Here is a 22,599-nt window from a genome sequence, read left to right as displayed (position 1 = left end):
AAGGGCGGCCTGAGCCACCCTTTTTATGCTTGCATCGCGGGATTAATCGAGCGTTAACGCCCAGCCCCGTCAGTGCAGGCCCTGGATATAACTGGAGAGGGCTGCGATGTCTTCGTCGCTCAGCTTGCGAGCGATGGTGCGCATGGTCATGGCGTCCCCATCGTTGGCCCGGCCGGCTTCTTCTTTGCGGAAGTCGGTCAACTGTTTGGCGATGTAGGTGGCATGCTGGCCGCTCAGGTGCGGGAAGCCTGCGGCAGCGTTGCCTGCGCCATTGGGCGAGTGGCAACCGGTGCAGGCGGGCAAGCCTTTTTCCAGGTTACCGCCACGGAACAACTGCTCTCCGCGGGCGACCAATTTAGGATCGGCAGCTCCCACGCTACCCTTCTGGCTGGCAAAATACGCCGCGAGGTCCGCCAGGTCCTGATCGTTGAGATTGGTCAGCAGGCCGGTCATTTCCAGCACCGTGCGCTTGCCGTCCTTGATGTCATGCATCTGCTTGCTCAGGTAGCGTTCACCCTGGCCGGCCAGTTTGGGGAAGTTCGGCGCCGGGCTGTTACCATCCGGCCCGTGGCAGGCACCACACACGGCGGCCTTCGCTTGACCGGCAGTGGCATCACCTTTGACGGGGCCCTCTGCAGCGACGGCAGCGCCTGTGATGCCCAAGGTCAACAGCAGACTCACGATCAGTTTGTTCATCAGCTAATCCAACTACGGCTAAGGGTTTAAGAGTTATCTACCGGGTTTACTCACCATCAAATCAATGACGGCCTGGTAATCCTCAGTACTGCAGTCCATGCACAAACCACGCGGCGGCATTGCCTTGAAACCCTGGGTCACGCACTGCTTCAGCCTGACCATGCAAACTCGGTTGATCCTGTGTAGCCTGAGCGCCGTAAAGCGGAATCAGGGCAGCAGAAGCGAGCAACCGTCGGTCCATACATCGACCTATTCAGGGTTTGAGAGCGTTTTGCGTTCTAATGCGCAATAAAGGTCTTTCGCTCCCGTGAACCTCATCCTTCGCTGGGACAAAGCACACACAAAATCTGCGGCATTATATACTGGCGCTACTGAAACGGAAACGACACCGCTTGCCGCACCCTTTCTCGGCACCGCCCACATCGGAAATCTCATGCAACTCAAGAACCCCATCCTCGGCCTGTGCCAACAGTCCACCTTCATGCTCAGCGCCGCCAAAGTGGACCAATGCCCCGATGACGAGGGCTTTGAAGTCGCCTTTGCCGGCCGTTCCAACGCCGGTAAATCCAGCGCACTGAACACCCTGACTCACGCCAGCCTGGCGCGCACCTCGAAAACCCCGGGCCGCACGCAACTACTCAATTTCTTCAAGCTAGACGATGATCGGCGTCTGGTCGACCTGCCGGGCTACGGTTATGCAAAAGTACCTATCCCGCTGAAGCTGCACTGGCAGCGTCACCTTGAGGCTTACCTGGGCGGTCGCGAGAGTTTGAAGGGTTTGATCCTGATGATGGACATCCGCCATCCAATGACCGACTTCGACTTGCTGATGCTCGACTGGGCTGTCGCCAGCGGCATGCCGATGCACATTTTGCTGACCAAGGCCGACAAGCTCACCTACGGCGCAGCCAAGAACACCCTGCTCAAAGTGCAGTCCGAAATCCGTAAGGGCTGGGGCGATACCATCACGATTCAGCTGTTCTCCGCCCCCAAGCGCATGGGCCTTGAAGAGGCCTACACCGTACTGGCCGGCTGGATGGAATTGGCGGACAAGGGCGCAGAAATCGCCGAGTAACTTTTCTACGGGCAAAAAAAACCCCGGACTTCTTTTGGGGAGGGGAAGTTCGGGGTTCAAGTTCCGGACCGCTAGGGCGGGGTCTGGAATTATCTGCCAACACTTAACACAACATAGGAGCATTGAAGGGCTTCACCACCCATTCAGTAACTCTGAGTGGCAGTTCACAGGTTAAGTTCCGACAGGCTCAAAAAACTATTGGAAATAACTGACGACGGTTTCCGATCTAAACCGCTTCGCCACCACTGACGGTGATGGCAAAGCCGCGGAATCAGTGCGCCTCGTCCCAGTTATCGCCTACGCCTACGTCCACCACCAAAGGCACGTCCAACTGAGCCGCCGCGCTCATATGCTCGCGAATCTTCTCGCTGACCTGCGCTACCAGGTCTTCACGCACCTCCAGCACCAATTCGTCGTGCACTTGAAGGATGACCTTGGCATCCAGGCCCGACTCGGTCAGCCAGTTATCCACCTGCACCATGGCTTTCTTGATGATGTCCGCCGCCGTACCCTGCATAGGCGCGTTGATCGCTGTGCGCTCGGCCGCCGCGCGCTCCTGGGGCTTGTTGGAGTTGATATCCGGCAAGTACAGGCGCCGCCCGAAGAAGGTTTCGACATACCCCTGATCCGCCGCCTGGGCGCGGGTTCGCTCCATATATTCGCGCACCCCTGGATAGCGAGCGAAGTACACATCGATGTAAGCCTTGGCGGTCTTGGTATCGACGCCGATGTCCTTGCCCAGCTTCTGGGCGCCCATGCCGTAAATCAGGCCAAAGTTGATCGCCTTGGCGCTGCGGCGCTGGTTGGACGTGACCTCATTCAACTCGACCTTGAACACTTCGGCCGCCGTGGCCGTGTGCACGTCCAGGTCATTGCGGAAGGCGTTCATCAAGCCTTCGTCCTTGGACAAATGCGCCATGATCCGCAGCTCGATCTGCGAATAGTCCGCCGCCAGCAGCTTGTAGCCCTTGGGCGCGACAAACGCCTGGCGAATACGCCGCCCCTCGGCGGTGCGCACCGGGATGTTCTGCAAGTTCGGATCACTGGAGGACAAGCGCCCGGTCGCCGCGACGGCCTGATGGTAAGACGTATGAATACGCCCGGTACGTGGGTTGATCTGTTCCGGCAGACGGTCGGTATAAGTACTTTTGAGCTTGCTCATGCTGCGGTACTGCATCAGTACCTTGGGCAGCGGAAAATCATCTTCGGCCAGTTTGGCCAGCACTTCCTCAGCCGTGGATGCCTGGCCCTTGCCGGTTTTTTTCAGCACCGGCATGCCGAGCTTCTCGTACAGGATCGCCCCAAGCTGCTTGGGCGAACCCAGGTTGAATTCTTCACCGGCGATCTCGTACGCCTGGCGCTCCAGCTCGACCATCTTGTTACCCAGCTCGATGCTCTGAATGCCGAGCAGGTCCTTGTCTACCAGTGCGCCCTGGCGCTCGATGCGTGCCAGCACCGGCACCAGCGGGATCTCGATGTCCGTCAGCACACTGGCCAGGCTCGGGATCGCCGCCAGTTGCGCGTACAAGTGCTGATGCAGGCGCAAGGTCACGTCGGCATCTTCGGCCGCATAGGGGCCGGCTTGCTCAAGGGCGATCTGATCGAACGTGAGTTGCTTGGCCCCTTTGCCGGCGATGTCCTGGAAGCTGACCGTGTCGTGGTCCAGGTACTTCTTCGCCAGACTGTCCATATCGTGCCGGGTCGCGGTGGAATTGAGCACGTAGGATTCGAGCATGGTGTCGAAGGCGATGCCGCGCACGGTAATGCCCTGGGCAGGGTCGCCACCAATGGCGCAGTTGGCCAGGATGTTCATGTCGAACTTGGCGTGCTGGCCCACCTTGAGCTTGGTCGGATCTTCCAGCAGCGGCTTCAAGGCCAGCAGCACGGTGTCGCGATCCAATTGATCCGGAGCGCCGATATAGGAATGGGTCAGCGGGATGTAGGCGGCTTCATGGGGCTGCACAGCAAACGAGACCCCAACCAATTGCGCCTGCTGGGCGTCGATGCCGGTGGTTTCGGTGTCGAAAGCAAACAACGGCGCATCGTGGAGTTTTTTCAGCCACACGTCGAAGGTAGCCCGGTCCAGAATAGTGGTGTAAACCGCCTCTACCGGTACTGATATAACAGCCTCGACCGGCATTTCGGCGGCCGGCGCAACCTCGCTCGCCGATTTGAGCTCGACACGCTTGGCATCGCGCTGAATCTCGTCGTGCCAGCTCTTGAACTCAAGCAGCGTGTACAGCTCCAGCAGCTTTTCGCGATCCGGTTCGATCAGGTGCAAATCATCCAACCCGATATCCAGCGGCACATCGATCTTGATCGTCGCCAACTGATAGGACAGGAATGCCATCTCCTTGTGCTCCTCCAGCTTGGCCGGCAGGGTCTTGGCCCCACGGATAGGCAGGGTCGGCACAATATCCAGCTGCTCATAAAGCTCTTTGAGGCCGCCATTGACTCCCACCAGCAAGCCGGAGGCGGTCTTGGGGCCAATGCCCGGAACGCCGGGAATGTTGTCGGACGAATCCCCCATCAACGCCAGATAGTCGATGATCTGCTCCGGAGCGACGCCGAATTTCTCCTTAACGCCCTCGATGTCCATCGAGCTACCGGTCATGGTGTTGACCAAGGTAATGTGGCCGTCCACCAGCTGCGCCATGTCTTTGTCACCGGTCGAGATCACCACCGGGCGGCTGGCGGCCGCGCTGCTGCGGGCCAGGGTGCCGATCACGTCATCGGCCTCGACGCCCTCGACGCACAGCAACGGGAAGCCAAGAGCGATCACGCTTTGATGCAGCGGCTCGATCTGCAGGCGCATGTCATCAGGCATGCTCGGGCGGTTGGCTTTGTATTCGGCGTACATCTCATCGCGAAAAGTCCCACCCTTGGCGTCGAAAACCACCGCAAATGGGCTGTCCGGGTACTGCTTGCGCAGGCTTTTGAGCATGTTCAACACGCCCTTCACCGCACCGGTGGGCAGGCCTTTGGAGGTGGTCAGCGGTGGCAGCGCGTGGAAGGCGCGATACAGATAAGAAGAACCGTCCACCAGGACGAGGGGCGCTTGGCTCATGAGCAGGATCAACCTTTTCGGCGGGTCAGGCGCTAGAATAGCCGGACCAATGAAAACAAAGGGACAAGGTTATCATGCGTACATTCAATCGCCTGCTGTTGACCGGTTTGATTGCACTCGCTCCGATGGCTGCCATGGCGGCAGACAGTGCCCCTGGAGGTGATCCGGAAGTTACCATTCGCACGGAAGGCGACAAAACCATCCAGGAATACCGCCAAAACGGCTTTCTGTACGCGATCAAGGTCACCCCGAAGGGTGCACCACCGTACTTTCTGGTACGTGCGGACGGCACCGACGCGAACTTCATCCGCTCTGACCAGCCAGATATGCTGATCCCGTCATGGAAGATCTTCGAATGGAAATGATTTCTTAATTTTAACCGGCGCTGCCCACCGCAGCGCCCGTAACGGCAGTTTTAACCATGTCTGTGTTCACCCCCCTGGCTCGGCCTGAGCTGGAAACCTTTCTCGCCCCTTATGGGCTCGGCCGCCTGCTTGATTTCCAGGGGATTGCCGCCGGCAGCGAAAACACCAATTTCTTTATCAGCCTGGAGCAGGGCGAGTTCGTCCTGACCCTGGTTGAGCGTGGCCCGGTGGCAGAAATGCCGTTCTTTATCGAACTGCTCGACGTGCTCCACGACGCCGACCTGCCTGTGCCGTACGCCCTGCGTACCACCGACGGCATCGCTTTGCGCGAACTCAAGGGCAAACCGGCCTTGCTGCAACCGCGCCTGGCGGGCAAGCACATCAAGGAGGCCAATGCACAGCATTGCACCCAGGTTGGCGAACTGCTCGGCCACCTGCACTTGGCCACCCAGGGCGAAAAGGTACTTGAACGCAAGACCGACCGCGGCCTGGCGTGGATGCTCAGCGAGGGCGCGCAGCTTATTTCGCACCTCAACGAGGCCCAGCAACGCCTGTTGCGCGATGCGCTGGCCGAGATCGACGCTCACAAGGCTGACATCCTCGGCCTGCCACGAGCGAATGTGCACGCCGATCTGTTTCGCGATAACGCGATGTTTGAAGGCACGCACCTGACGGGCCTGATCGACTTCTACAACGCCTGTTCGGGGCCGATGCTCTACGACGTGGCAATCGCCTTGAATGACTGGTGCTCGGATGCCGATGGCGTGATTGACGGTCACCGTGCCCGGGCGCTGCTGGGCGCTTACGCGGGGCTACGGGCGTTTACCGCGAAGGAAGCCGAGCTATGGCCGACCATGCTGCGCGTGGCGTGCGTACGGTTCTGGCTGTCCCGGCTGATCGCGGCCGAATCATTTGCAGGGCAGGATGTGTTGATTCATGACCCGGCTGAGTTCGAGCACCGCTTGGCGCAGCGTCAACAGGTCACGGTCCACCTGCCGTTCGCCCTTTAAAAGACCGACTCGGTCAATGTGGGAGCTGGCTTGCCTGCAATAGCAGTATCGACTGACACTGCGCTATCGCGGGCAAGCCCACTCCCACAGGGGTTTTGTGTTGCGTGTTAGAGCGACTCCAGGCAACCGGCCAGGTCATTGCCGAGCTTTTCCAGTACCTGCTCATAACCCTGCGCGGTAGCTGGCGTATAGCCACCCAACGCATCCAATTCCGCCAACTTCACCGGCAACCCGGCCACCAGGGTTTCGGCCAAGCGAGGTCGCAACGGCGGCTCGCTGAACACGCAAGTCTTGCCCACTTCCTGCAAACGCGCGCGCATCGCCGCTACGTGCTGCGCGCCCGGCTGCACTTCGGCGGCCACGCTGAACACGCCAGCATGCTTCAAACCGTACGCCTCTTCGAAGTAATCAAAGGCTTCGTGGAACACGAAATAAGGTTTGCCATCAACGCCCGCCAAACGCTGCTTCAGGCGCGCATCCAGCGCGTTCAGGCGTTCTTCGAAGGCCTTCGCATTGCTCTGATAACGCTCGGCATTGGCTGGGTCGGCAGCGCTCAGATCGGCCGCCATCCGAGCGGCGATCACACGTGCATTGACCGTGGACAGCCACAGGTGCGCATCCACACTGCCTGGGCGGTGATCGTGATCATGTTCGTCGGCTTCATCGGCATGAGAGTGGCTATCTTCGCCGAAGACGCGCAGTTTCATGCCTGGTAGGTCCTGCACGGCCACCGTTGGCGCCGTACGGCCTTTGAGCACACGCGGCAAAAACGTTTCCATGTCCGGCCCGATCCAGTACAGCAGGTCCACCGACTGCACACGCCGTACGTCGGATGGGCGCAAAGCGAAGTTGTGCGGCGACGCCCCCGGCGGCAGCAATACCTCTGGAACAGCCACGCCGTCCTGCACGGCAGCGGCAATCAGTTGCAAGGGCTTGATGCTCGTCAGCACCTTGACCTCCGCCTGAGCGGCACCCGCAACGAATAAACTGGTGACAAATACGACAAAAACGGGAAAAAGTCGGGACACGATGACCACTCGATGGCGTAGGAACGGGTAACATAATAACGTCTCTATCAAATATCTGTCGCCGCTCATGCCTAAAACACCGCTTGCCAGCCGTCCCCACGACCACTCTCACTGCGTGCACACCGCATTGTCAGAGGCCGACACCCTGTGCGCAAAGAAAGGCTTGCGCCTGACCGCCTTGCGTCGCCGGGTGCTGGAGCTGGTGTGGCAAAGCCACAAGCCTTTGGGCGCGTACGACATTCTCGGCGTCCTCAGCGAGCAGGACGGCCGCCGCGCCGCGCCGCCCACCGTTTACCGTGCGTTGGATTTCCTGCTGGAAAACGGCCTGGTGCACCGTATCGCCTCGCTTAACGCCTTTGTCGGTTGCAACCACCCGGAGCACGCGCATCAGGGCCAGTTCCTGATCTGCCGCGAGTGCCACGCCGCCATTGAGCTTGAACAAAAAAGCATCAGCGACGCCATTATCAAAAGCTCTGCCGACGTCGGCTTCAAGGTCGAAGGGCAAACGGTCGAAGTGGTCGGCCTGTGCGCAGGCTGCCAGGGGGTTTGATGAGCAATGCGTTAATCCGCCTGGAGCAGGTCGGGGTCACGTTCGCCGGGCAAAACGTGCTGGAGAACATCGCACTGAGCGTGGAACCGGGGCAAATCGTCACCCTGATCGGCCCCAACGGCGCTGGCAAGACAACCTTGGTGCGCGCCGTGCTCGGGCTGCTCAAGCCCCACAGCGGCACGGTTTGGCGCAAGCCCAAGCTGCGCGTGGGCTATATGCCGCAAAAGCTGCACGTGGACCCGACATTGCCGCTCTCCGTATTGCGCTTCCTGCGCCTGGTGCCTGGCGTAGACCGCGCCCGCGCCCAGGCCGCGCTTAAGGAAGTCGGCGCCGAACACGTCATCGACAACCCGGTGCAAAGTATTTCCGGCGGCGAAATGCAGCGCGTGCTGCTGGCCCGTGCCTTGCTGCGCGAGCCCGAGCTGCTGGTACTCGATGAGCCCGTGCAAGGCGTCGATGTCGCCGGCCAGGCCGAGCTGTACAGCCTGATCACCCGCCTGCGCGACCGCCATGGTTGCGGCGTACTGATGGTCTCCCACGACTTGCACCTGGTCATGAGCACCACCGACCAAGTGGTCTGTCTCAACCGCCACGTGTGCTGCTCCGGCCACCCGGAACAGGTCAGTGGCGACCCGGCGTTCGTGGAGCTGTTCGGCAAGAACGCCCAGAGCCTGGCGATCTACCATCACCACCATGACCACGCCCATGACCTGCATGGCGCCGTCGTCGATACCCCCCACGTTCATGGAGATAGCTGCAAGCATGGCTGATTTTCTGCTCTACGCCCTGCTGGCAGGCTTGGCTTTGGCACTGGTGGCGGGCCCATTGGGCTCGTTCGTGGTCTGGCGACGCATGGCCTATTTCGGCGACACCTTGTCCCATGCCGCCTTGCTGGGCGTGGCCATGGGCTTTCTGCTGGATGTAAGCCCGGCCATCGCCGTGACCGTCGGCTGCCTGCTGCTAGCCGTGCTGCTGGTGACCCTGCAGCAACGCCAGCCACTGGCCTCCGACACCCTGCTGGGCATCCTCGCACCCAGCACCTTGTCCCTGGGCCTGGTGGTGCTGAGCTTCATGCATGAAGTGCGCATCGACCTGATGGCCTACCTGTTCGGTGACCTGCTGGCGATCAGCCCGACCGACCTGGCCTGGATCCTCGGCGGCAGCGCTGCGGTGCTGGTGTTGCTGGTGGCCCTGTGGCGCCCGTTGCTGGCGATCACCGTGCATGAAGAACTGGCCAAGGTAGAAGGCTTGCCCGTCGCAGGCCTGCGTATGGCCTTGATGTTGCTCATCGCCGTGGTGATTGCTGTCGCGATGAAAATTGTCGGCGTATTGTTGATCACGTCGCTGCTGATCATTCCAGCCGCCGCTGCCCAGCGCCACGCTCGCTCTCCGGAGCAGATGGCAATTGGCGCCAGCCTCCTGGGGATGCTTGCAGTGTGTGGTGGCCTGGCGCTGTCCTGGTTCAAGGACACACCGGCCGGGCCGTCGATTGTGGTTACGGCGGCCGCCCTGTTTCTGCTGAGTTTTGTCCTGCCCCGTCGAGGGGTGTAGACTTGCTCGCTTTTTGCGCAAATAGAGAGTCGCAGGAATGAAGCCGTTCACCTCCCGTTATCTGCTCCTTGCCGCATTTTCACTGCTGCTGGGCGCCTGCCAAAGTACGCCGCCCGCTGCCCCCCAGGCTCCGGATCCGCGGGCTGCGGCCATCGCGCAGCTGGAACAAAACCTGGCCAGCAGCGAATTGGCCACCGCCGAAGACCAACTGGCTGCATTGCAGGCCCAATCGCCCAACGACCCGGCACTTGAGGCCTACCAGCGTCAATTGGCCGAAGCCTACCTGCAGCGCAGCCAGATCGTGCTGCAAAAAGGCGACGTCAACGCGGCCGCCACGGCCCTGAGCCGTGCCCGCGCTTTGATGCCCAAGGCCCCTGCGCTGACCGGTGGCGTCAACAGCGCCATCAGCCATGCGCGCAAAGCCGAATTGGACCAGGCAGAAGCTGCGTTGAAAGCCGCTGAGGCCAAGCCTGCCGCCAAGGTCATCGACCCGGCAGCGCCGAGCACCACCGTGGCGCTGAACCTTGCGGATGTTGAAGACATGCGCCATCAGTTGGACGCCATCGCCACCGATGTGGTGAATTACCAGTGCGACGTCAGCATCCAGGTGCCACGCACCCAGGATTACCCGTGGCTGGCCACGTTACTGACCAAGCGGGTCAAGCGGATTGATTCGGGGTATGACCTGAAGATTCACCGGCAAATCCTGAAACAAATTCCGGCGCAGGTTGTGCTGATTCCGCGCAAGGCGGACTAAAAGCATCGCAGGCAAGCCAGCTCCCACATTTGAACAGTGTGAGAGCTGGCTTGCCTACGATGACGATCTAACAAACAACCGATAAGTTAAGCCGGAATCGCCTTGGATTTCGGCTCACGCGCCCACACTCGATGCTGGGCAATGGCCGCAAAGAAGGCCTTGAACGCCTTGGCATCCGCGCCCACGATCAACCCCGCATCCGCCTCCAGTTTCAGCAGGTCCAGCAACGGCTTCACATCGCTGGCTACCGCAATCGCCTTCAGGTGTTTGTAGGCTTCCAGTACGTAATGCAACGCCACGCCATCACCGCTCAGCGCCTTCACGGACTCTTTGCCACCCGGGATAAACACTGCGTCTAAGGCAATGGACGGCATGCCTTCCATTGAGGCGTCGACCGGCAGCGTCTTGCCCTGCGCGGTGGTCACCGGCGCCGAAGTAGGCCCCAGCAACTTGGCATGGGCGCCTTCAGCTTCAAGCGCGGCTTTTAACGCGTCAATGGCCGCACCATCAACGCCGTTGGCTGCCAGAATCGCCACTTTGCGCGTTTTGATATCGCCCGACAGCAAGTTTACCTGGCTCAAGGCAGGCGATTCTTTCAACGACGTTTCACGGGCTGGCACGGTGCCCTTGGTCGGCGCCGGCAAGCCCAGGTTCTGCGCAACGCGCTTGGCCAGCTCCAGGTCGATATTGGCCAGAATCTCGTTGACCTGGCGCGCACGGATGAACTCGCGCTCCACCTTGCCCAGTTCGAAGCTATAGGCCGCGATGATGTGCTCTTTCTCGTGGTGGCTCATGCTGTTGTAGAACAGCGTCGCCTGGGAGAAATGGTCACCGAAGGATTCGCTGCGCTCACGCACTTTGTTGGCATCGACGCGCTCGTAGTAGGACTCAAAGCCACCATCGGTAGGACCGGCAGGGGTTTCTTTCGGCCAACCACCATCAATAGAGTTTGGCTCGTAGGACGCACGACCCTTATCAATCACGGTGCGATGCTGAGCGTCGCGCTGGCCGTTATGAAAAGGCACGACAGGCCGGTTGATTGGAATCTCATGAAAGTTCGGCCCGCCCAGTCGGCTGATCTGGGTATCGGTGTAGGAAAACAGACGGCCCTGCAGCAATGGGTCGTTGGTGAAGTCGATGCCCGGCACGATGTGACCCGGGCAGAACGCAACCTGCTCGACTTCAGCGAAGAAGTTGTCCGGGTTACGGTTGAGCACCATTTTGCCCAGCGGCGTGATCGGTACCAGTTCTTCTGGAATGATCTTGGTCGGGTCGAGCAAGTCGAAATCAAACTTGTGCTCGTCTTCTTCGGCCACGATCTGTACGCCCAGCTCCCACTCGGGGTAATCGCCGCTTTCAATCGCTTCCCACAGGTCACGACGGTGGTAGTCCGTATCTTTACCGGCCAGCTTTTGCGCCTCATCCCATACCAGCGAGCAGGTGCCGACTGTTGGACGCCAGTGGAACTTCACGAAGCTGGACTTACCTTCGGTATTGATCAAACGGAAGGTGTGTACCCCAAAGCCCTGCATGGCGCGCAGGCTTTTTGGAATGGCGCGGTCGGACATGGCCCAGATCACCATGTGCGCGGATTCCGGTTGCAGCGAAACAAAGTCCCAGAACGTATCGTGGGCCGAACCGCCGGTAGGAATCTCGTTATGAGGCTCGGGTTTCACCGCGTGGACGAAGTCAGGAAATTTGATCGCATCCTGGATGAAGAACACCGGCATGTTGTTGCCCACCAGGTCGAAGTTGCCTTCGTCGGTGAAGAACTTCACGGCAAAACCGCGCACGTCACGCACGGTGTCGCCGGAACCACGCGGGCCCTGCACCGTGGAAAAACGTGCGAACACCGGGGTTTTATGCTCAGGCGTGCGCAGGAAACCTGCCTTGGTCAGCGCCGAATGGTCGCCGTAACTCTGGAAATAGCCATGGGCCCCCGTACCACGGGCATGCACGATGCGCTCGGGGATACGCTCATGGTCAAAGTGCGTGATCTTTTCACGCATGATGAAGTCTTCCAGCAGCGAAGGGCCGCGGGCACCGACTTTCAGGCTGTTTTGGTTGTCGGAAATCTTCACGCCCTGGTTGGTGCGCAGGGCCTGGCCGGTCGCGTCGGAACGGAATTCTTCCAACGCCTGCAGCTTGGCGTTGGTGTTGCCACGGTCCAGGGTATCAGTGCCCGCGAGTTCACTCTTCGGCGGGGTGGCTGGCTTCTTGGTACTCATCAGTCAAAACTCCTTATTCAAAGTGGCCAGAGCGGTCCCCGGCTCGTTTGAGCAAAACCCCAGGCACGGCACCTGGGAAATCGAGTTGCTTAAGTAGTGACTGACTTGGTTTTGCACCGTTCCTTTTTTATGACCTTTGATCGCGTTATTGCCAAATGACTGGATGAATACGAAATAAATGCTAAGAAACGCTATACGGACAGGCTAAAATGCGCGCCCGGCTAACCGCTGATCCCTTTTCAATGCGCCCCACAAGGTTCGCTACGTGATCGAGTTTCAAAACGTCCATAAAACCTACCGCGTCGCCGGTAAGGATATCCCCGCCCTGCACCCCACCAGCCTGCGCGTCGAGAACGGCCAGGTGTTTGGCCTGATTGGCCACTCGGGTGCCGGTAAAAGCACCCTGTTGCGCCTGATCAACCGTCTGGAAGAGCCCAGTGGCGGCCAGATCAAGGTGGATGGCGAAGAAGTCACTGCGCTGGACGCCAACGGCCTGCGGCGCTTTCGCCAGCAGGTCGGGATGATCTTCCAGCACTTCAACTTGCTGGCGTCCAAGACCGTGGCCGACAACGTCGCGCTGCCGCTGACGCTCGCCGGTGAACTGTCGCGCAAGGAAATCGACCAGCGTGTGGCTGAGCTGCTCGCCCGCGTCGGCTTGTCGGACCACGCCAAGAAGTACCCGGCGCAGTTGTCCGGCGGCCAGAAACAGCGCGTCGGCATCGCCCGAGCCCTGGCGACCAAGCCAAAAATCCTGCTTTGTGACGAAGCCACCAGCGCCCTCGACCCGCAAACCACGGCGTCGGTCCTGCAACTGCTGGCCGAGATCAACCGCGAGTTGAACCTGACCATCGTGTTGATCACCCATGAAATGGACGTGATCCGCCGCGTATGCGACCAGGTCGCCGTCATGGACGCCGGGGTAATCGTCGAGCAAGGCTCGGTGGCCGACGTGTTCCTGCACCCCAAGCACCCGACCACCAAGCGCTTCGTACAAGAAGCCGAACAGGTGGACGAAGGCGAGCAGCGCGACGACTTTGCCCATGTGCCAGGCCGTATCGTGCGCCTGACGTTCCAAGGGGACGCGACCTATGCGCCACTGCTGGGTACCGTCGCACGGGAAACCGGTGTGGACTACAGCATTCTTGCCGGTCGTATCGACCGCATCAAAGACATCCCTTACGGGCAACTGACCCTCGCCGTCACCGGCGGTGACATGGAAGCCGCGTTCGCACGCTTCACCGCCGCCGACGTTCACATGGAGGTCCTGCGCTGATGGACGTTTTCCTGAGTTTCTTCGCCAATATCGACTGGTCTGAAATCTGGCTCGCCACCGGCGACACCATGACCATGCTGTTCGGCTCGCTGTTCTTCACCGTGCTACTGGGGCTGCCCCTGGGCGTGCTGTTGTTCCTGACCAGCCCGCGCCAGCTGTTCGAACAAAAAGGCCTGTACGCGCTGTTGTCGCTGATCGTGAATATCTTGCGCTCGCTGCCATTCATCATCCTGTTGATCGTGATGATTCCGTTCACGGTACTGATCACCGGCACGTCGCTGGGTGTCGCCGGCGCGATCCCACCACTGGTCGTCGGTGCCACGCCATTCTTTGCTCGCCTGGTGGAAACCGCCCTGCGCGAAGTGGACCGTGGCATCATCGAAGCCACCCAGGCCATGGGCGCCACCACCCGCCAGATCATCACCAATGCCCTATTGCCCGAGGCCCGCCCTGGCATCTTCGCGGCGATTACGGTGACGGCGATTACACTGGTTTCCTACACCGCGATGGCTGGTGTGGTCGGTGCTGGCGGCCTGGGCGACCTGGCAATCCGTTTTGGCTACCAGCGTTTCCAGACCGATGTGATGGTGGTCACTGTGGTGATGCTGTTGATTCTGGTGCAAATTCTGCAAACCGTCGGCGACCGGCTGGTGGTGCACTTTTCTCGTAAATAACGGCCATTGCCGGCACATAGCCGGCAGATGCCCGAACAAGGAGCTTGCTGGATGAAAAAACTACTGGTTGCTTTCGCCGCCGTGGCTGCGTTTTCCGCCCACGCCGAGACCATTACGGTCGCTGCTTCGCCGGTGCCTCACGCCGAAATCCTCGAATTCGTGAAGCCTGCCCTGGCCAAAGAAGGCGTGGATCTGAAGGTCAAAGTCTTCACCGACTACGTGCAGCCGAACGTACAGGTGGCTGAAAAGCGCCTGGATGCCAACTTCTTCCAGCACCAGCCGTACCTGGATGAATTCAACAAGGCCAAAGGCACTCACCTGGTGAGCGTCGGCGCTGTGCACCTGGAACCTCTGGGCGCTTACTCCAGCAAGTACAAAAAACTGGCCGACCTGCCTGACGGCGCCAACGTGGTGATCCCGAACGACGCCACCAACGGCGGCCGTGCGCTGTTGCTGCTGGCCAAGAACGGCCTGATCACCCTGAAGGACCCGACCAACATCCTGTCGACCATCAAGGACATCACCGGCAACGATAAAAACCTGAAATTCCGCGAACTGGAAGCCGCCACCCTGCCGCGCGTGCTGACCCAGGTCGACCTGGCGCTGATCAACACCAACTACGCCCTGGAAGCCAAGCTGGACCCATCCAAGGATGCCCTGGTGATCGAAGGCAGCGACTCGCCTTACGTGAACATCCTGGTGACCCGCGAAGACAACAAGGATGCGGACGCGGTGAAGAAGCTGGTTGCAGCCCTGCACACGCCTGAAGTGAAGAAATTCATCGAAGAGAAGTACAAAGGCGCGATCAAGCCAGCGTTCTGATCTCTCCTGACCTGATCGTTCCCACGCTCCGCGTGGGAACGCCTCTTGTGACGCTCTGCGTCACGCTTGGGGACGCAGAGCGTCCCTAACTGCATTCCCACGCAGAGCGTGGGAACGATCATCAGGTGCTCACTTGCGCTGCAGCAACCCCGGCAACTGCGCCACCAGTTTCTGGTTGTTCAACGGCGCACGAATAAACCCACGCTGAGTACCATCCGGGCCGATCAGTGCCAGGTTACCGCTGTGGTCGACTGTATAGTTCGGCTTGCTGGTATCCGCCGGAATGAAGGGAATGCTCACCGCATTCGAGACCTTCTGCACATCCTCCACGTTAGCGCCAGTCAGGCCTTGGAACTGTGGGTCGAAGTAACCCAGGTACTGCTTGAGCTGCGCCGGGGTATCGCGGTGTGGATCGACGCTGACCAGGATCACCTGCAACTTGTCCACAGCCTCTTTGGGCAGCTCACTCTTGATCTGGCGAAGCTGGGCGAGGGTGGTCGGGCAGATATCCGGGCAGAAGGTGTAACCGAAAAACAGCAGGCTCCACTTGCCCTTCAACTCATTGACCACCACCGGCTGGCCTTCCTGGTCGGTCATGGTCACCGTTGGCAACTGGCGGCTTTGCGGCAGCAGAATGATGCCAGCGTCGATCAGCGCAGTGGGATCGCCCTGGCCTTTGCCCGAGAGCACTTTGTTGACGGTCAGGCCCATGATCAACGCCACCAGGGCCACGAGGATGAAGACGGTTTTTTGAGTTCGAGTCATAGGTTCAACAATAAGTAGTGGTCTACGAGCAGGGCGATAAACAGCAGCAGCAAGTACCAGATAGAGTACTTGAACGTGTTGATCGCCGCGTGCGGCTGGCTGCCACGGTACAACACCCAAGCCCATTGCAGAAAGCGCGCACCCAATACCAGCGCACAGCCCAGGTAGAGCAGCCCGCTCATGTGGATAACGTAGGGCATCAGGCTCACCGCCAGCAGGGCGAAGGTGTACAGCAGGATATGCACCTTGGTGTAGTGTTCGCCATGGGTGACCGGCAGCATCGGGATGTCGGCCTTGGCGTATTCCTCTTTGCGGTGAATGGCCAGGGCCCAGAAATGTGGCGGAGTCCAGGCGAAGATGATCAGCACCAGCAGCAAGGGTTCGGCACTCACATGCCCAGTAACAGCCACCCAACCCAACAGCGGCGGCGCCGCACCGGCCAGACCGCCGATGACGATATTCTGCGGCGTTGCTCGCTTGAGAAAGCCGGTATAGATCACCGCATAACCCAGCAGCGAAGCCAAGGTCAGCCAGGCCGCCAGCGGGTTGGTGAACGCCAGCAGCAGGGCCAATCCTGCAATACTCAGGAACAACGCAAACGCTAACGCCGCCATCGGCGAGACACGCCCCTCAGCCATCGGCCGCTTGTGAGTGCGCGCCATCACGGCATCAATCCGTCGATCGACCACATGGTTCACCGCCGCCGCGCCGCCGGCACACAGGGCAATGCCGAGGTTGCCGAACACCAGCACTGTCCAGGGCACCCCGGCGCGGGTGGCAAGGAACATGCCCACCAGCGAAGTAATCAGCATCAGCACCACTACTTTGGGCTTGGTCAGCTCCAAATAGTCACGCCAGATCGCCCGGTCGCGACGTGCGCCGATCACGGTCGCCATGGCAGCTCTCCTTTAAGGGTGATAAGGCCCGACACCTGTTTGCGCGGGATAAAACGCCAGCCGAACAGGCGCGGGTGACGCACCCGAACCAGGCTGGTGCGCGCGTGATAATTGACCAGCACCAGCGTCAACAACAACGCTGCCCCGCCGGCGTTGTGTGCGACCGCCACCGGCAGGGGCAAGCCGAACGCCACATTGCTCACCCCCAGGCAGATCTGCGCAGCCAGGGCGATCAACAGCAGGCCGGCCAGGCGCGTCATCCCTACTGCTCGCAGTTGCCAGGCCAAACCGAGCAGCACGAGCGTGACCAGCACGGCGCCGATGCGATGCGTCAGGTGGATAGCAGTGCGCGCCTCGCTGTCGAGCTGCCCGCCCAGGTAATTGGGGCCGATGTGCTGGGTCAGGTGAAAACCATTGGCGAAGTCTGCCGTCGGCCACCATTGGCCATGACAGGTGGGCAAATCGATACAGGCCACCGCCGCGTAGTTGGAACTGACCCAGCCGCCCAGGGCGATCTGCCCGATCACCAGCACCAGGCCCGCCGTCGCCCAATATTGCAGGCGCTTGGGCACGACCAGCGCCGGTAGTACGCCGGACAGCCGCAGGGTCAGCAGAAACAGCAGGCTCAAGGTCGCAAAGCCGCCCAAAAGGTGCCCTGTGACCACTTGCGGCCAGAGCTTCAAGGTCACGGTCCACATGCCAAACGCCGCTTGGGCGAACACCACCGCCAGCAGGAACAGCGGAAGCTTCACGGGCTGGCCCGGATCACGTCGATGACGCCACGAACGCGCCGCCAGCAGCGCGATCAACAGGCCCAGGCTGCCCGCGAAGTAGCGATGGGTCATCTCGGCCCAGCCTTTGTCGGCCTCCACCGGCGTGTCGGGAAAGTGCAACTCGGCATGGGCCAGTTGGGCTTCGCTTTGCGGCACGCTGATAAAGCCATAGCAGCCCGGCCAGTCCGGACAGCCGAGGCCGGCGTGGGTCAGGCGGGTATAGGCACCGAGCAGCACGACAAACAACGCCAGTAACGTGGCAAACAGCGCGAGGCGAAATCCAGGCTTGGCCATGAGGGTGCCCTTATCCGATGTTCGACAGTTTCAGCAGCAAGCGCAGATCGTTGAGCAAGTCCTTGCCCTTGACCTTGGCGTCGTAGCGCAGCACCAAATTGCCGTGGGGGTCGACGATCCACAGTTGCGCATCGCCGGGCGCGGCAGCGTTCCTGGTAAAGGACGACACATCCAGCGGGTAGCGCTGCAGCTGTGGATATTCGGCTTTGAGCTTGGCCTCGTATTCGCCGCTCAACGGTTGCGCACCCGCCAGGGCATGGCTGGCACGGGATGCATCACGGCCAAGGCTGATCTGCAGCTGGCGCGCCAGGTAGACCAGTTGCTGGCAATTGGCAGCACAGGCGGTGGGGGCGGTGACCAGCAGTTGCCAGCGCTGTTCATCGGCCTGCACGCCGATGTCGGCGCGGGTCTGGCCGTTGCCAATCAGTTCGCCGTGATAGCTGCGGCTGTCCGGCACCCAGAACTGCAATTTGTACATGAAGGTGGCCAGCACCATCGGGCCGATCACCATCATCAGGATCAAAATCAGCTGCCAGCGCCCCTTGCGCCGATCAGGCGTGTCAGATGTGCTGGGTGGATTCATGGCCGCTCCCATGGGGCTTCTCCTTTTTGTTATGCCATCCGAGGTAGAGGTAAAGCGCCAGCAACGCCATGGCCATGGCGAACCATTGCACAGCGTAGGCCAGGTGTTTTTCCGGGCCCATGGCGACGACGGGCCAGCTGGTTTCGTAGGTACCGGGGCCCGCTTCGGCGCGCAGTTCATAGTCAAAACCGCTGCGCCCCAGTTCGTCCCACAGGGCGGCGGGGTGCAGTGCGGTAAGCAGGCGCGGCCATTGCGTGCTGGCCGGGTCGGCATGCAGTTGGAAGGTCTCGCCTGGGGCGACGTACACCCAGGCGTCGAGGTTCAGCGTCTGTTCAGGAGTAGTAAAGGCGGGCGCGATACGCCGGTCCGGCCAGGGCAGCCAGCCGCGATTGAGCAACAGCCACAGGCCGCTGGCCTGGTCATGAAAGGGTTGCAGCAACTCGACACCGGCCTTGCCGTCACGCATGCGGTTATCCAGCAATACGCTGTGTGCACCATCCAGTTGCCCGCGAAGGTGAACGCGACGGAAGGCTGGATCAGCCATGTCTTTGAGCTGAGCACTGCTGACCGGCTCGGCGGCGCGGCGCTCGGCATAACGGTCTACCAACAGTTGCTTTTCGTGCCCGCGGGACAATTGCCAAAACCCCAGGCCCACCATCAACGGCAGCAACACCAGTACCACCAGCGTCGGCGCGATGCCCTGACGAAAGCGTTGCATGGCACTGGCTATACTCGATCTCATCGCCCCTCCCCAATTAGCCCGGAGCCAGACCATGCTCAAAGCCGCCATTGCCCTGATGCTGATCGCGACCGTCGTGAGCCTGTTCAGTGGCTTGTTCTTCCTGGTCAAGGACGAGGGCAACTCCAACCGCCTCGTCACTGCCTTGACCGTGCGTGTCACCCTGGCCGTGATCACCGTGGGCTTGATCGCCTGGGGCTTTTTCAGCGGCCAATTGGTCTCTCATGCGCCGTGGTAAGCGGCGTCAGAGCACATAGACAAAGAAAAACAGCCCGATCCACACCACGTCCACAAAGTGCCAATACCAACTGGCCGCCTCGAAACCGAACTGGTGCTCGGCATTGAAATGCCCGCGCAGGATGCGCATCAGCATCACAAACAGAATGATGGTGCCGATGGTCACGTGGGCGCCGTGAAAGCCCGTGAGCATGAAGAACGTCGCGCCGTACACGCCTGAACCCAGGGTTAGGCCCAACTCTTTGTAGGCGTGGATGTATTCCTCGGCCTGGAATCCAAGAAACGCCAAGCCCAGCAGCACGGTGATCGCCAGCCAGAGTTTCAGTGCGCCACGATGGCCTTTGCGCAGGGCATGGTGGGCAATGGTGATGGTCACGCTGGAACTCACCAGCAGGATGGTATTGACCAATGGTAGGCCCCAGGGGCTGATGGTGCCTTTGGGCGCAGGGTAGAGCTTGGGGTCGGGGTTGTTCAGCAGGGGCCAGGCAAACTCGAAGTTCGGCCACAGCATGTGCGCAATGCCCTTGGGCCCCTCGCCCGCCAACCAAGGCCCAGCCCAGACGCGCACGTAGAACAGCGCACCAAAAAAGGCGATGAAGAACATCACCTCCGAAAAGATGAACCAGGTCATGCCCCAGCGGAACGAGCGGTCCATCTGGGCGCTGTACAGCCCAGCACGACTTTCCTTGATCACCGCGCCAAACCAGCCAAACAGCATGTAGGCCAGCAGCAAACCGCCGACGAAAAAGATCCACGGCCCGTGGGATTCAGGGCGCGCGGCCTTCAAGTCGTTGAACCACACGGCCAGGCCATACACGGTGACCAGCAGGCCAATCGTGGCAATTATTGGCCATTTGCTTTGCGCTGGTACGTAGTACGTATCATGAGTCGACATGTATTCGCTCTCCTGATTGAGGGGGCAAACAGTAGCTAGCCCCCGGTCCTGACGGCCACGGGCGGCTGGCGCGCAGTGATATCGAACAGCGTGTACGCCAGGGTCAAATGCTTCACATCCGTGGGCATCGCTCGGTCGACGATGAAACGTACGGGCATCTCAATGCGCTCACCGGGCTGCAACACTTGCTGGGTGAAGCAAAAGCATTCGGTCTTGTGGAAGTACATCGCCGCTTCGGCCGGGGAAATACTGGGTATCGCCTGGGCGGTCATCGGCTTATCAGTGGGGTTGTAGGCCACGAACAGCATCTCGTTGACTGCTCCGGGGTTGACCACAATCTCATCGGCCTTGGAGTGAAATTCCCAGACCATGTCGATGGCGTTGGTGGACAGAAACTGCACCCGCACTTGGCGCGAGGGGTCAACCATTTGCTCACCCTCGTACTGCCCGGCGGTCTTGCCGTTGATGCCGAACGCCTTGCACATCACGTCGTAGATCGGCACGAGGGCGAAGCCGAAGGCGAACATTGCCAGCACCAGGATCAGCAGGCGGGTGACCAGGCGCTTGAGCGGTACGGACTCAGCCATGGTGCCCACCTGGCTTTGGACTTTCTGTGGGAGCTGGCTTGCCTGCGATGAGGGCCTGAGGGCTGGTAGATTCAGTGCCTGACCTACCGCCATCGCGGGCAAGCCCGCTCCCACAGGGGGAGTATAGGGAGGGCTTCATTTGACCTCCGGCGGCGTGGTGAAGGTGTGATACGGCGCCGGCGAGGGCACGCTCCACTCCAGGCCTTCGGCGCCATCCCACGGTTTGGCCGGCGCAGGCGGGCCGCCACGGATGCACTTGATGACAATGAACAGGAAGAAGATCTGCGTGGCGCCGAACATGAAGGCACCAATGGACGAGACCATATTGAAGTCAGCGAACTGCAGGTTGTAGTCCGGCACTCGGCGCGGCATACCGGCCAGCCCCACAAAGTGCATGGGGAAGAACGCCATGTTCATGCCCACGAAAGACAACCAGAAGTGCAGCTTGCCCAAGGTTTCGTCGTACATGTGGCCGGTCCATTTAGGCAGCCAGTAGTAGGCCGAAGCGAAGATCCCGAAGATCGCGCCGGGCACCAGTACGTAATGGAAATGCGCCACCACAAAGTAGGTGTCGTGGTACTGGAAGTCCGCCGGGGCAATCGCCAGCATCAGCCCGGAGAAGCCGCCGATGGTGAACAGGATCACAAAGGCCACCGCAAACAACATCGGCGTCTCGAACGTCAGTGAGCCTTGCCACATGGTGCTGACCCAGTTGAACACCTTCACGCCCGTAGGCACGGCGATCAGCAAGGTGGCGTACATGAAGAACAGCTCACCCACCAGCGGAATGCCCACCACAAACATGTGGTGCGCCCACACGATGAACGACAGGAACGCGATGCTCGCGGTGGCGTAGACCATCGAGGTGTAGCCGAACAGCGGCTTGCGCGAGAAGGTGGGGATGATCGAGCTGACCGCGCCAAAGGCCGGCAGGATCATGATGTACACCTCGGGATGCCCGAAGAACCAGAACACATGCTGGAACAGCACGGGATCGCCACCACCGGCCGCGCTGAAGAAGCTGGTGCCGAAGTGGATATCCATCAGCATCATGGTCACGCAGCCCGCCAGTACCGGCATCACCGCGATCAGCAGGAACGCGGTGATCAGCCAGGTCCACACGAACAGCGGCATTTTCATCAGGGTCATGCCCGGCGCACGCAGGTTAAGGATGGTGGCGACCACGTTGATGGCGCCCATGATCGAACTGATGCCCATCAGGTGGATGGCAAAGATAAAGAACGTCACGCTTTCCGGGGCATAGGTGGTCGAGAGCGGGGCGTAGAAGGTCCAACCGAAATTCGGCCCGCCGCCGGGCGTGAACAAGGTGGACACCAGCAGCAGGAACGCCGCCGGCAGCAGCCAGAAGCTGAAATTGTTCATGCGCGGCAGGGCCATGTCCGGCGCGCCGATCATCAACGGGATCATCCAATTGGCCAGGCCGACAAACGCCGGCATCACCGCGCCGAATACCATGATCAGGCCGTGCATGGTGGTCATCTGGTTGAAGAACGCCGGCTGCACGATCTGCAGGCCCGGCTGGAACAACTCGGCGCGGATCACCATGGCGAACGAGCCGCCGAGCAGGAACATGGTGAAGGCGAACCACAGGTACATGGTGCCGATGTCTTTGTGGTTGGTGGTCAGCACCCAGCGCATCAGGCCCTTGGCGGGGCCGTGTGCGTGGTCGGCATGACCATGGTCGATCACGGTGCTCATGGCCGTTCTCCTGCA

23 protein-coding genes and 1 pseudogene are annotated in these 22,599 nt (G+C 60.5%); 11 read left to right on the top strand and 13 right to left on the bottom strand.

The annotated features are described in order from the left end of the window. Positions 1 to 69: 69 nt before the first annotated feature. Positions 70 to 696: a c-type cytochrome gene (locus tag GIW79_RS09490; protein ID WP_014716340.1), complete on the bottom strand. Its 627-nt coding sequence runs from the start codon at positions 694 to 696 to the stop codon at positions 70 to 72. 33 nt (positions 697 to 729) lie between these two features. Further along, a pseudogene (locus tag GIW79_RS09485) lies at positions 730 to 937 on the bottom strand (cytochrome). A gap of 192 nt (positions 938 to 1,129) precedes the next feature. Here GIW79_RS09485 and yihA point away from each other — a divergent pair. Beyond that, entirely contained in the window at positions 1,130 to 1,771 is a 642-nt protein-coding gene (gene yihA / locus GIW79_RS09480; RefSeq protein ID WP_003187369.1) for a ribosome biogenesis GTP-binding protein YihA/YsxC, read from the top strand. A 271-nt stretch (positions 1,772 to 2,042) separates the two neighbouring features. Here yihA and polA read toward each other — a convergent pair whose 3' ends face one another. Further along, entirely contained in the window at positions 2,043 to 4,838 is a 2,796-nt protein-coding gene (polA, locus tag GIW79_RS09475) for a DNA polymerase I (protein ID WP_072445702.1), read from the bottom strand. Between the two features lie 74 nt (positions 4,839 to 4,912). On the opposite strand from polA, the gene GIW79_RS09470 reads away from it, so the two are divergent. Together GIW79_RS09470 and GIW79_RS09465 are read left to right on the top strand one after the other, a co-directional pair. Beyond that, entirely contained in the window at positions 4,913 to 5,203 is a 291-nt protein-coding gene (locus GIW79_RS09470) for a DUF2782 domain-containing protein (RefSeq protein ID WP_016978788.1), read from the top strand. A 56-nt stretch (positions 5,204 to 5,259) separates the two neighbouring features. Beyond that, a complete protein-coding gene (locus GIW79_RS09465; protein WP_236453076.1) occupies positions 5,260 to 6,213 on the top strand; it encodes a homoserine kinase in 954 nt (317 codons plus the stop codon). Positions 6,214 to 6,320: 107 nt separating this feature from the next. Here GIW79_RS09465 and GIW79_RS09460 read toward each other — a convergent pair whose 3' ends face one another. Further along, entirely contained in the window at positions 6,321 to 7,250 is a 930-nt protein-coding gene (locus GIW79_RS09460) for a zinc ABC transporter substrate-binding protein (protein WP_034129234.1), read from the bottom strand. A 58-nt stretch (positions 7,251 to 7,308) separates the two neighbouring features. Between GIW79_RS09460 and zur the strand changes: the two genes are divergently transcribed. Genes zur through GIW79_RS09440 form a run of 4 tightly spaced genes read left to right on the top strand, consistent with a single transcriptional unit; the run spans position 7,309 to position 10,099 of the window. Beyond that, the gene (gene zur / locus GIW79_RS09455) at positions 7,309 to 7,791 is read left to right on the top strand and encodes a zinc uptake transcriptional repressor Zur (protein ID WP_014716336.1); all 483 of its coding nucleotides are present in this window, start codon (positions 7,309 to 7,311) and stop codon (positions 7,789 to 7,791) included. Then, on the top strand, positions 7,791 to 8,561 hold the full coding sequence (gene znuC / locus GIW79_RS09450) for a zinc ABC transporter ATP-binding protein ZnuC (RefSeq protein ID WP_003187361.1): 771 nt from the start codon (positions 7,791 to 7,793) through the stop codon (positions 8,559 to 8,561). The genes zur and znuC overlap by 1 nt, the downstream gene beginning before the upstream one ends. Continuing rightward, complete coding sequence (gene znuB / locus GIW79_RS09445; protein ID WP_034129232.1) at positions 8,554 to 9,342, top strand: zinc ABC transporter permease subunit ZnuB; 789 nt, start codon at positions 8,554 to 8,556, stop codon at positions 9,340 to 9,342. The genes znuC and znuB overlap by 8 nt, the downstream gene beginning before the upstream one ends. 37 nt (positions 9,343 to 9,379) lie before the next feature. Next, positions 9,380 to 10,099: a PA5502 family lipoprotein gene (locus tag GIW79_RS09440; protein WP_057975177.1), complete on the top strand. Its 720-nt coding sequence runs from the start codon at positions 9,380 to 9,382 to the stop codon at positions 10,097 to 10,099. Between the two features lie 86 nt (positions 10,100 to 10,185). Here GIW79_RS09440 and katE read toward each other — a convergent pair whose 3' ends face one another. Beyond that, complete coding sequence (katE, locus tag GIW79_RS09435; protein ID WP_236453072.1) at positions 10,186 to 12,327, bottom strand: catalase HPII; 2,142 nt, start codon at positions 12,325 to 12,327, stop codon at positions 10,186 to 10,188. Positions 12,328 to 12,592: 265 nt separating this feature from the next. Here katE and GIW79_RS09430 point away from each other — a divergent pair, with 265 nt between their 5' ends. The 3 genes from GIW79_RS09430 to GIW79_RS09420 are packed head-to-tail and all read left to right on the top strand — an operon-like array spanning position 12,593 to position 15,096. Further along, the gene (locus GIW79_RS09430) at positions 12,593 to 13,600 is read left to right on the top strand and encodes a methionine ABC transporter ATP-binding protein (RefSeq protein WP_034129230.1); all 1,008 of its coding nucleotides are present in this window, start codon (positions 12,593 to 12,595) and stop codon (positions 13,598 to 13,600) included. Continuing rightward, complete coding sequence (locus GIW79_RS09425) at positions 13,600 to 14,274, top strand: methionine ABC transporter permease (protein ID WP_003187354.1); 675 nt, start codon at positions 13,600 to 13,602, stop codon at positions 14,272 to 14,274. The genes GIW79_RS09430 and GIW79_RS09425 overlap by 1 nt, the downstream gene beginning before the upstream one ends. A gap of 51 nt (positions 14,275 to 14,325) precedes the next feature. Then, positions 14,326 to 15,096, top strand: coding sequence for a MetQ/NlpA family ABC transporter substrate-binding protein (locus GIW79_RS09420; RefSeq protein WP_003187353.1), 771 nt, complete (start codon positions 14,326 to 14,328; stop codon positions 15,094 to 15,096). Positions 15,097 to 15,225: 129 nt separating this feature from the next. On the opposite strand, the gene GIW79_RS09415 is transcribed toward GIW79_RS09420, so the two are convergent. The 5 genes from GIW79_RS09415 to GIW79_RS09395 are packed head-to-tail and all read right to left on the bottom strand — an operon-like array spanning position 15,226 to position 19,149. After that, the gene (locus GIW79_RS09415; protein ID WP_054897237.1) at positions 15,226 to 15,861 is read right to left on the bottom strand and encodes an SCO family protein; all 636 of its coding nucleotides are present in this window, start codon (positions 15,859 to 15,861) and stop codon (positions 15,226 to 15,228) included. Beyond that, complete coding sequence (gene cyoE / locus GIW79_RS09410) at positions 15,858 to 16,757, bottom strand: heme o synthase (RefSeq protein WP_054897238.1); 900 nt, start codon at positions 16,755 to 16,757, stop codon at positions 15,858 to 15,860. Before cyoE ends, GIW79_RS09415 begins: the two co-directional genes overlap by 4 nt. Continuing rightward, positions 16,745 to 17,824: a COX15/CtaA family protein gene (locus tag GIW79_RS09405; RefSeq protein ID WP_054897239.1), complete on the bottom strand. Its 1,080-nt coding sequence runs from the start codon at positions 17,822 to 17,824 to the stop codon at positions 16,745 to 16,747. Before GIW79_RS09405 ends, cyoE begins: the two co-directional genes overlap by 13 nt. Positions 17,825 to 17,834: 10 nt before the next feature. Continuing rightward, positions 17,835 to 18,419 (bottom strand): hypothetical protein, encoded by a 585-nt coding sequence (locus tag GIW79_RS09400; protein ID WP_034129225.1) that lies wholly within the window; start codon positions 18,417 to 18,419, stop codon positions 17,835 to 17,837. Next, positions 18,385 to 19,149, bottom strand: a complete 765-nt coding sequence (locus GIW79_RS09395; protein ID WP_236453070.1) for an SURF1 family protein — start codon at positions 19,147 to 19,149, stop codon at positions 18,385 to 18,387. Before GIW79_RS09395 ends, GIW79_RS09400 begins: the two co-directional genes overlap by 35 nt. 31 nt (positions 19,150 to 19,180) lie before the next feature. Between GIW79_RS09395 and GIW79_RS09390 the strand changes: the two genes are divergently transcribed. Continuing rightward, complete coding sequence (locus GIW79_RS09390; protein WP_003187345.1) at positions 19,181 to 19,384, top strand: twin transmembrane helix small protein; 204 nt, start codon at positions 19,181 to 19,183, stop codon at positions 19,382 to 19,384. A gap of 6 nt (positions 19,385 to 19,390) precedes the next feature. On the opposite strand, the gene GIW79_RS09385 is transcribed toward GIW79_RS09390, so the two are convergent. The 3 genes from GIW79_RS09385 to ctaD form a co-directional block, all read right to left on the bottom strand. Further along, positions 19,391 to 20,278, bottom strand: coding sequence for a cytochrome c oxidase subunit 3 (locus GIW79_RS09385; RefSeq protein WP_003187344.1), 888 nt, complete (start codon positions 20,276 to 20,278; stop codon positions 19,391 to 19,393). 35 nt (positions 20,279 to 20,313) lie between these two features. Then, positions 20,314 to 20,865, bottom strand: coding sequence for a cytochrome c oxidase assembly protein (locus GIW79_RS09380; RefSeq protein WP_054897242.1), 552 nt, complete (start codon positions 20,863 to 20,865; stop codon positions 20,314 to 20,316). 135 nt (positions 20,866 to 21,000) lie between these two features. Beyond that, positions 21,001 to 22,584 (bottom strand): cytochrome c oxidase subunit I, encoded by a 1,584-nt coding sequence (gene ctaD, locus GIW79_RS09375; protein ID WP_003187339.1) that lies wholly within the window; start codon positions 22,582 to 22,584, stop codon positions 21,001 to 21,003. Positions 22,585 to 22,599: the final 15 nt, after the last annotated feature.

Origin of the sequence: Pseudomonas sp. PA-7-1E (assembly GCF_021605325.1) — a bacterium.
GTDB lineage: Bacteria > Pseudomonadota > Gammaproteobacteria > Pseudomonadales > Pseudomonadaceae > Aquipseudomonas > Aquipseudomonas fluorescens_BV.
The sequence above is the reverse complement of the archived record's forward strand: the minus strand, read 5'-3'. Positions and strand labels throughout refer to the sequence as shown.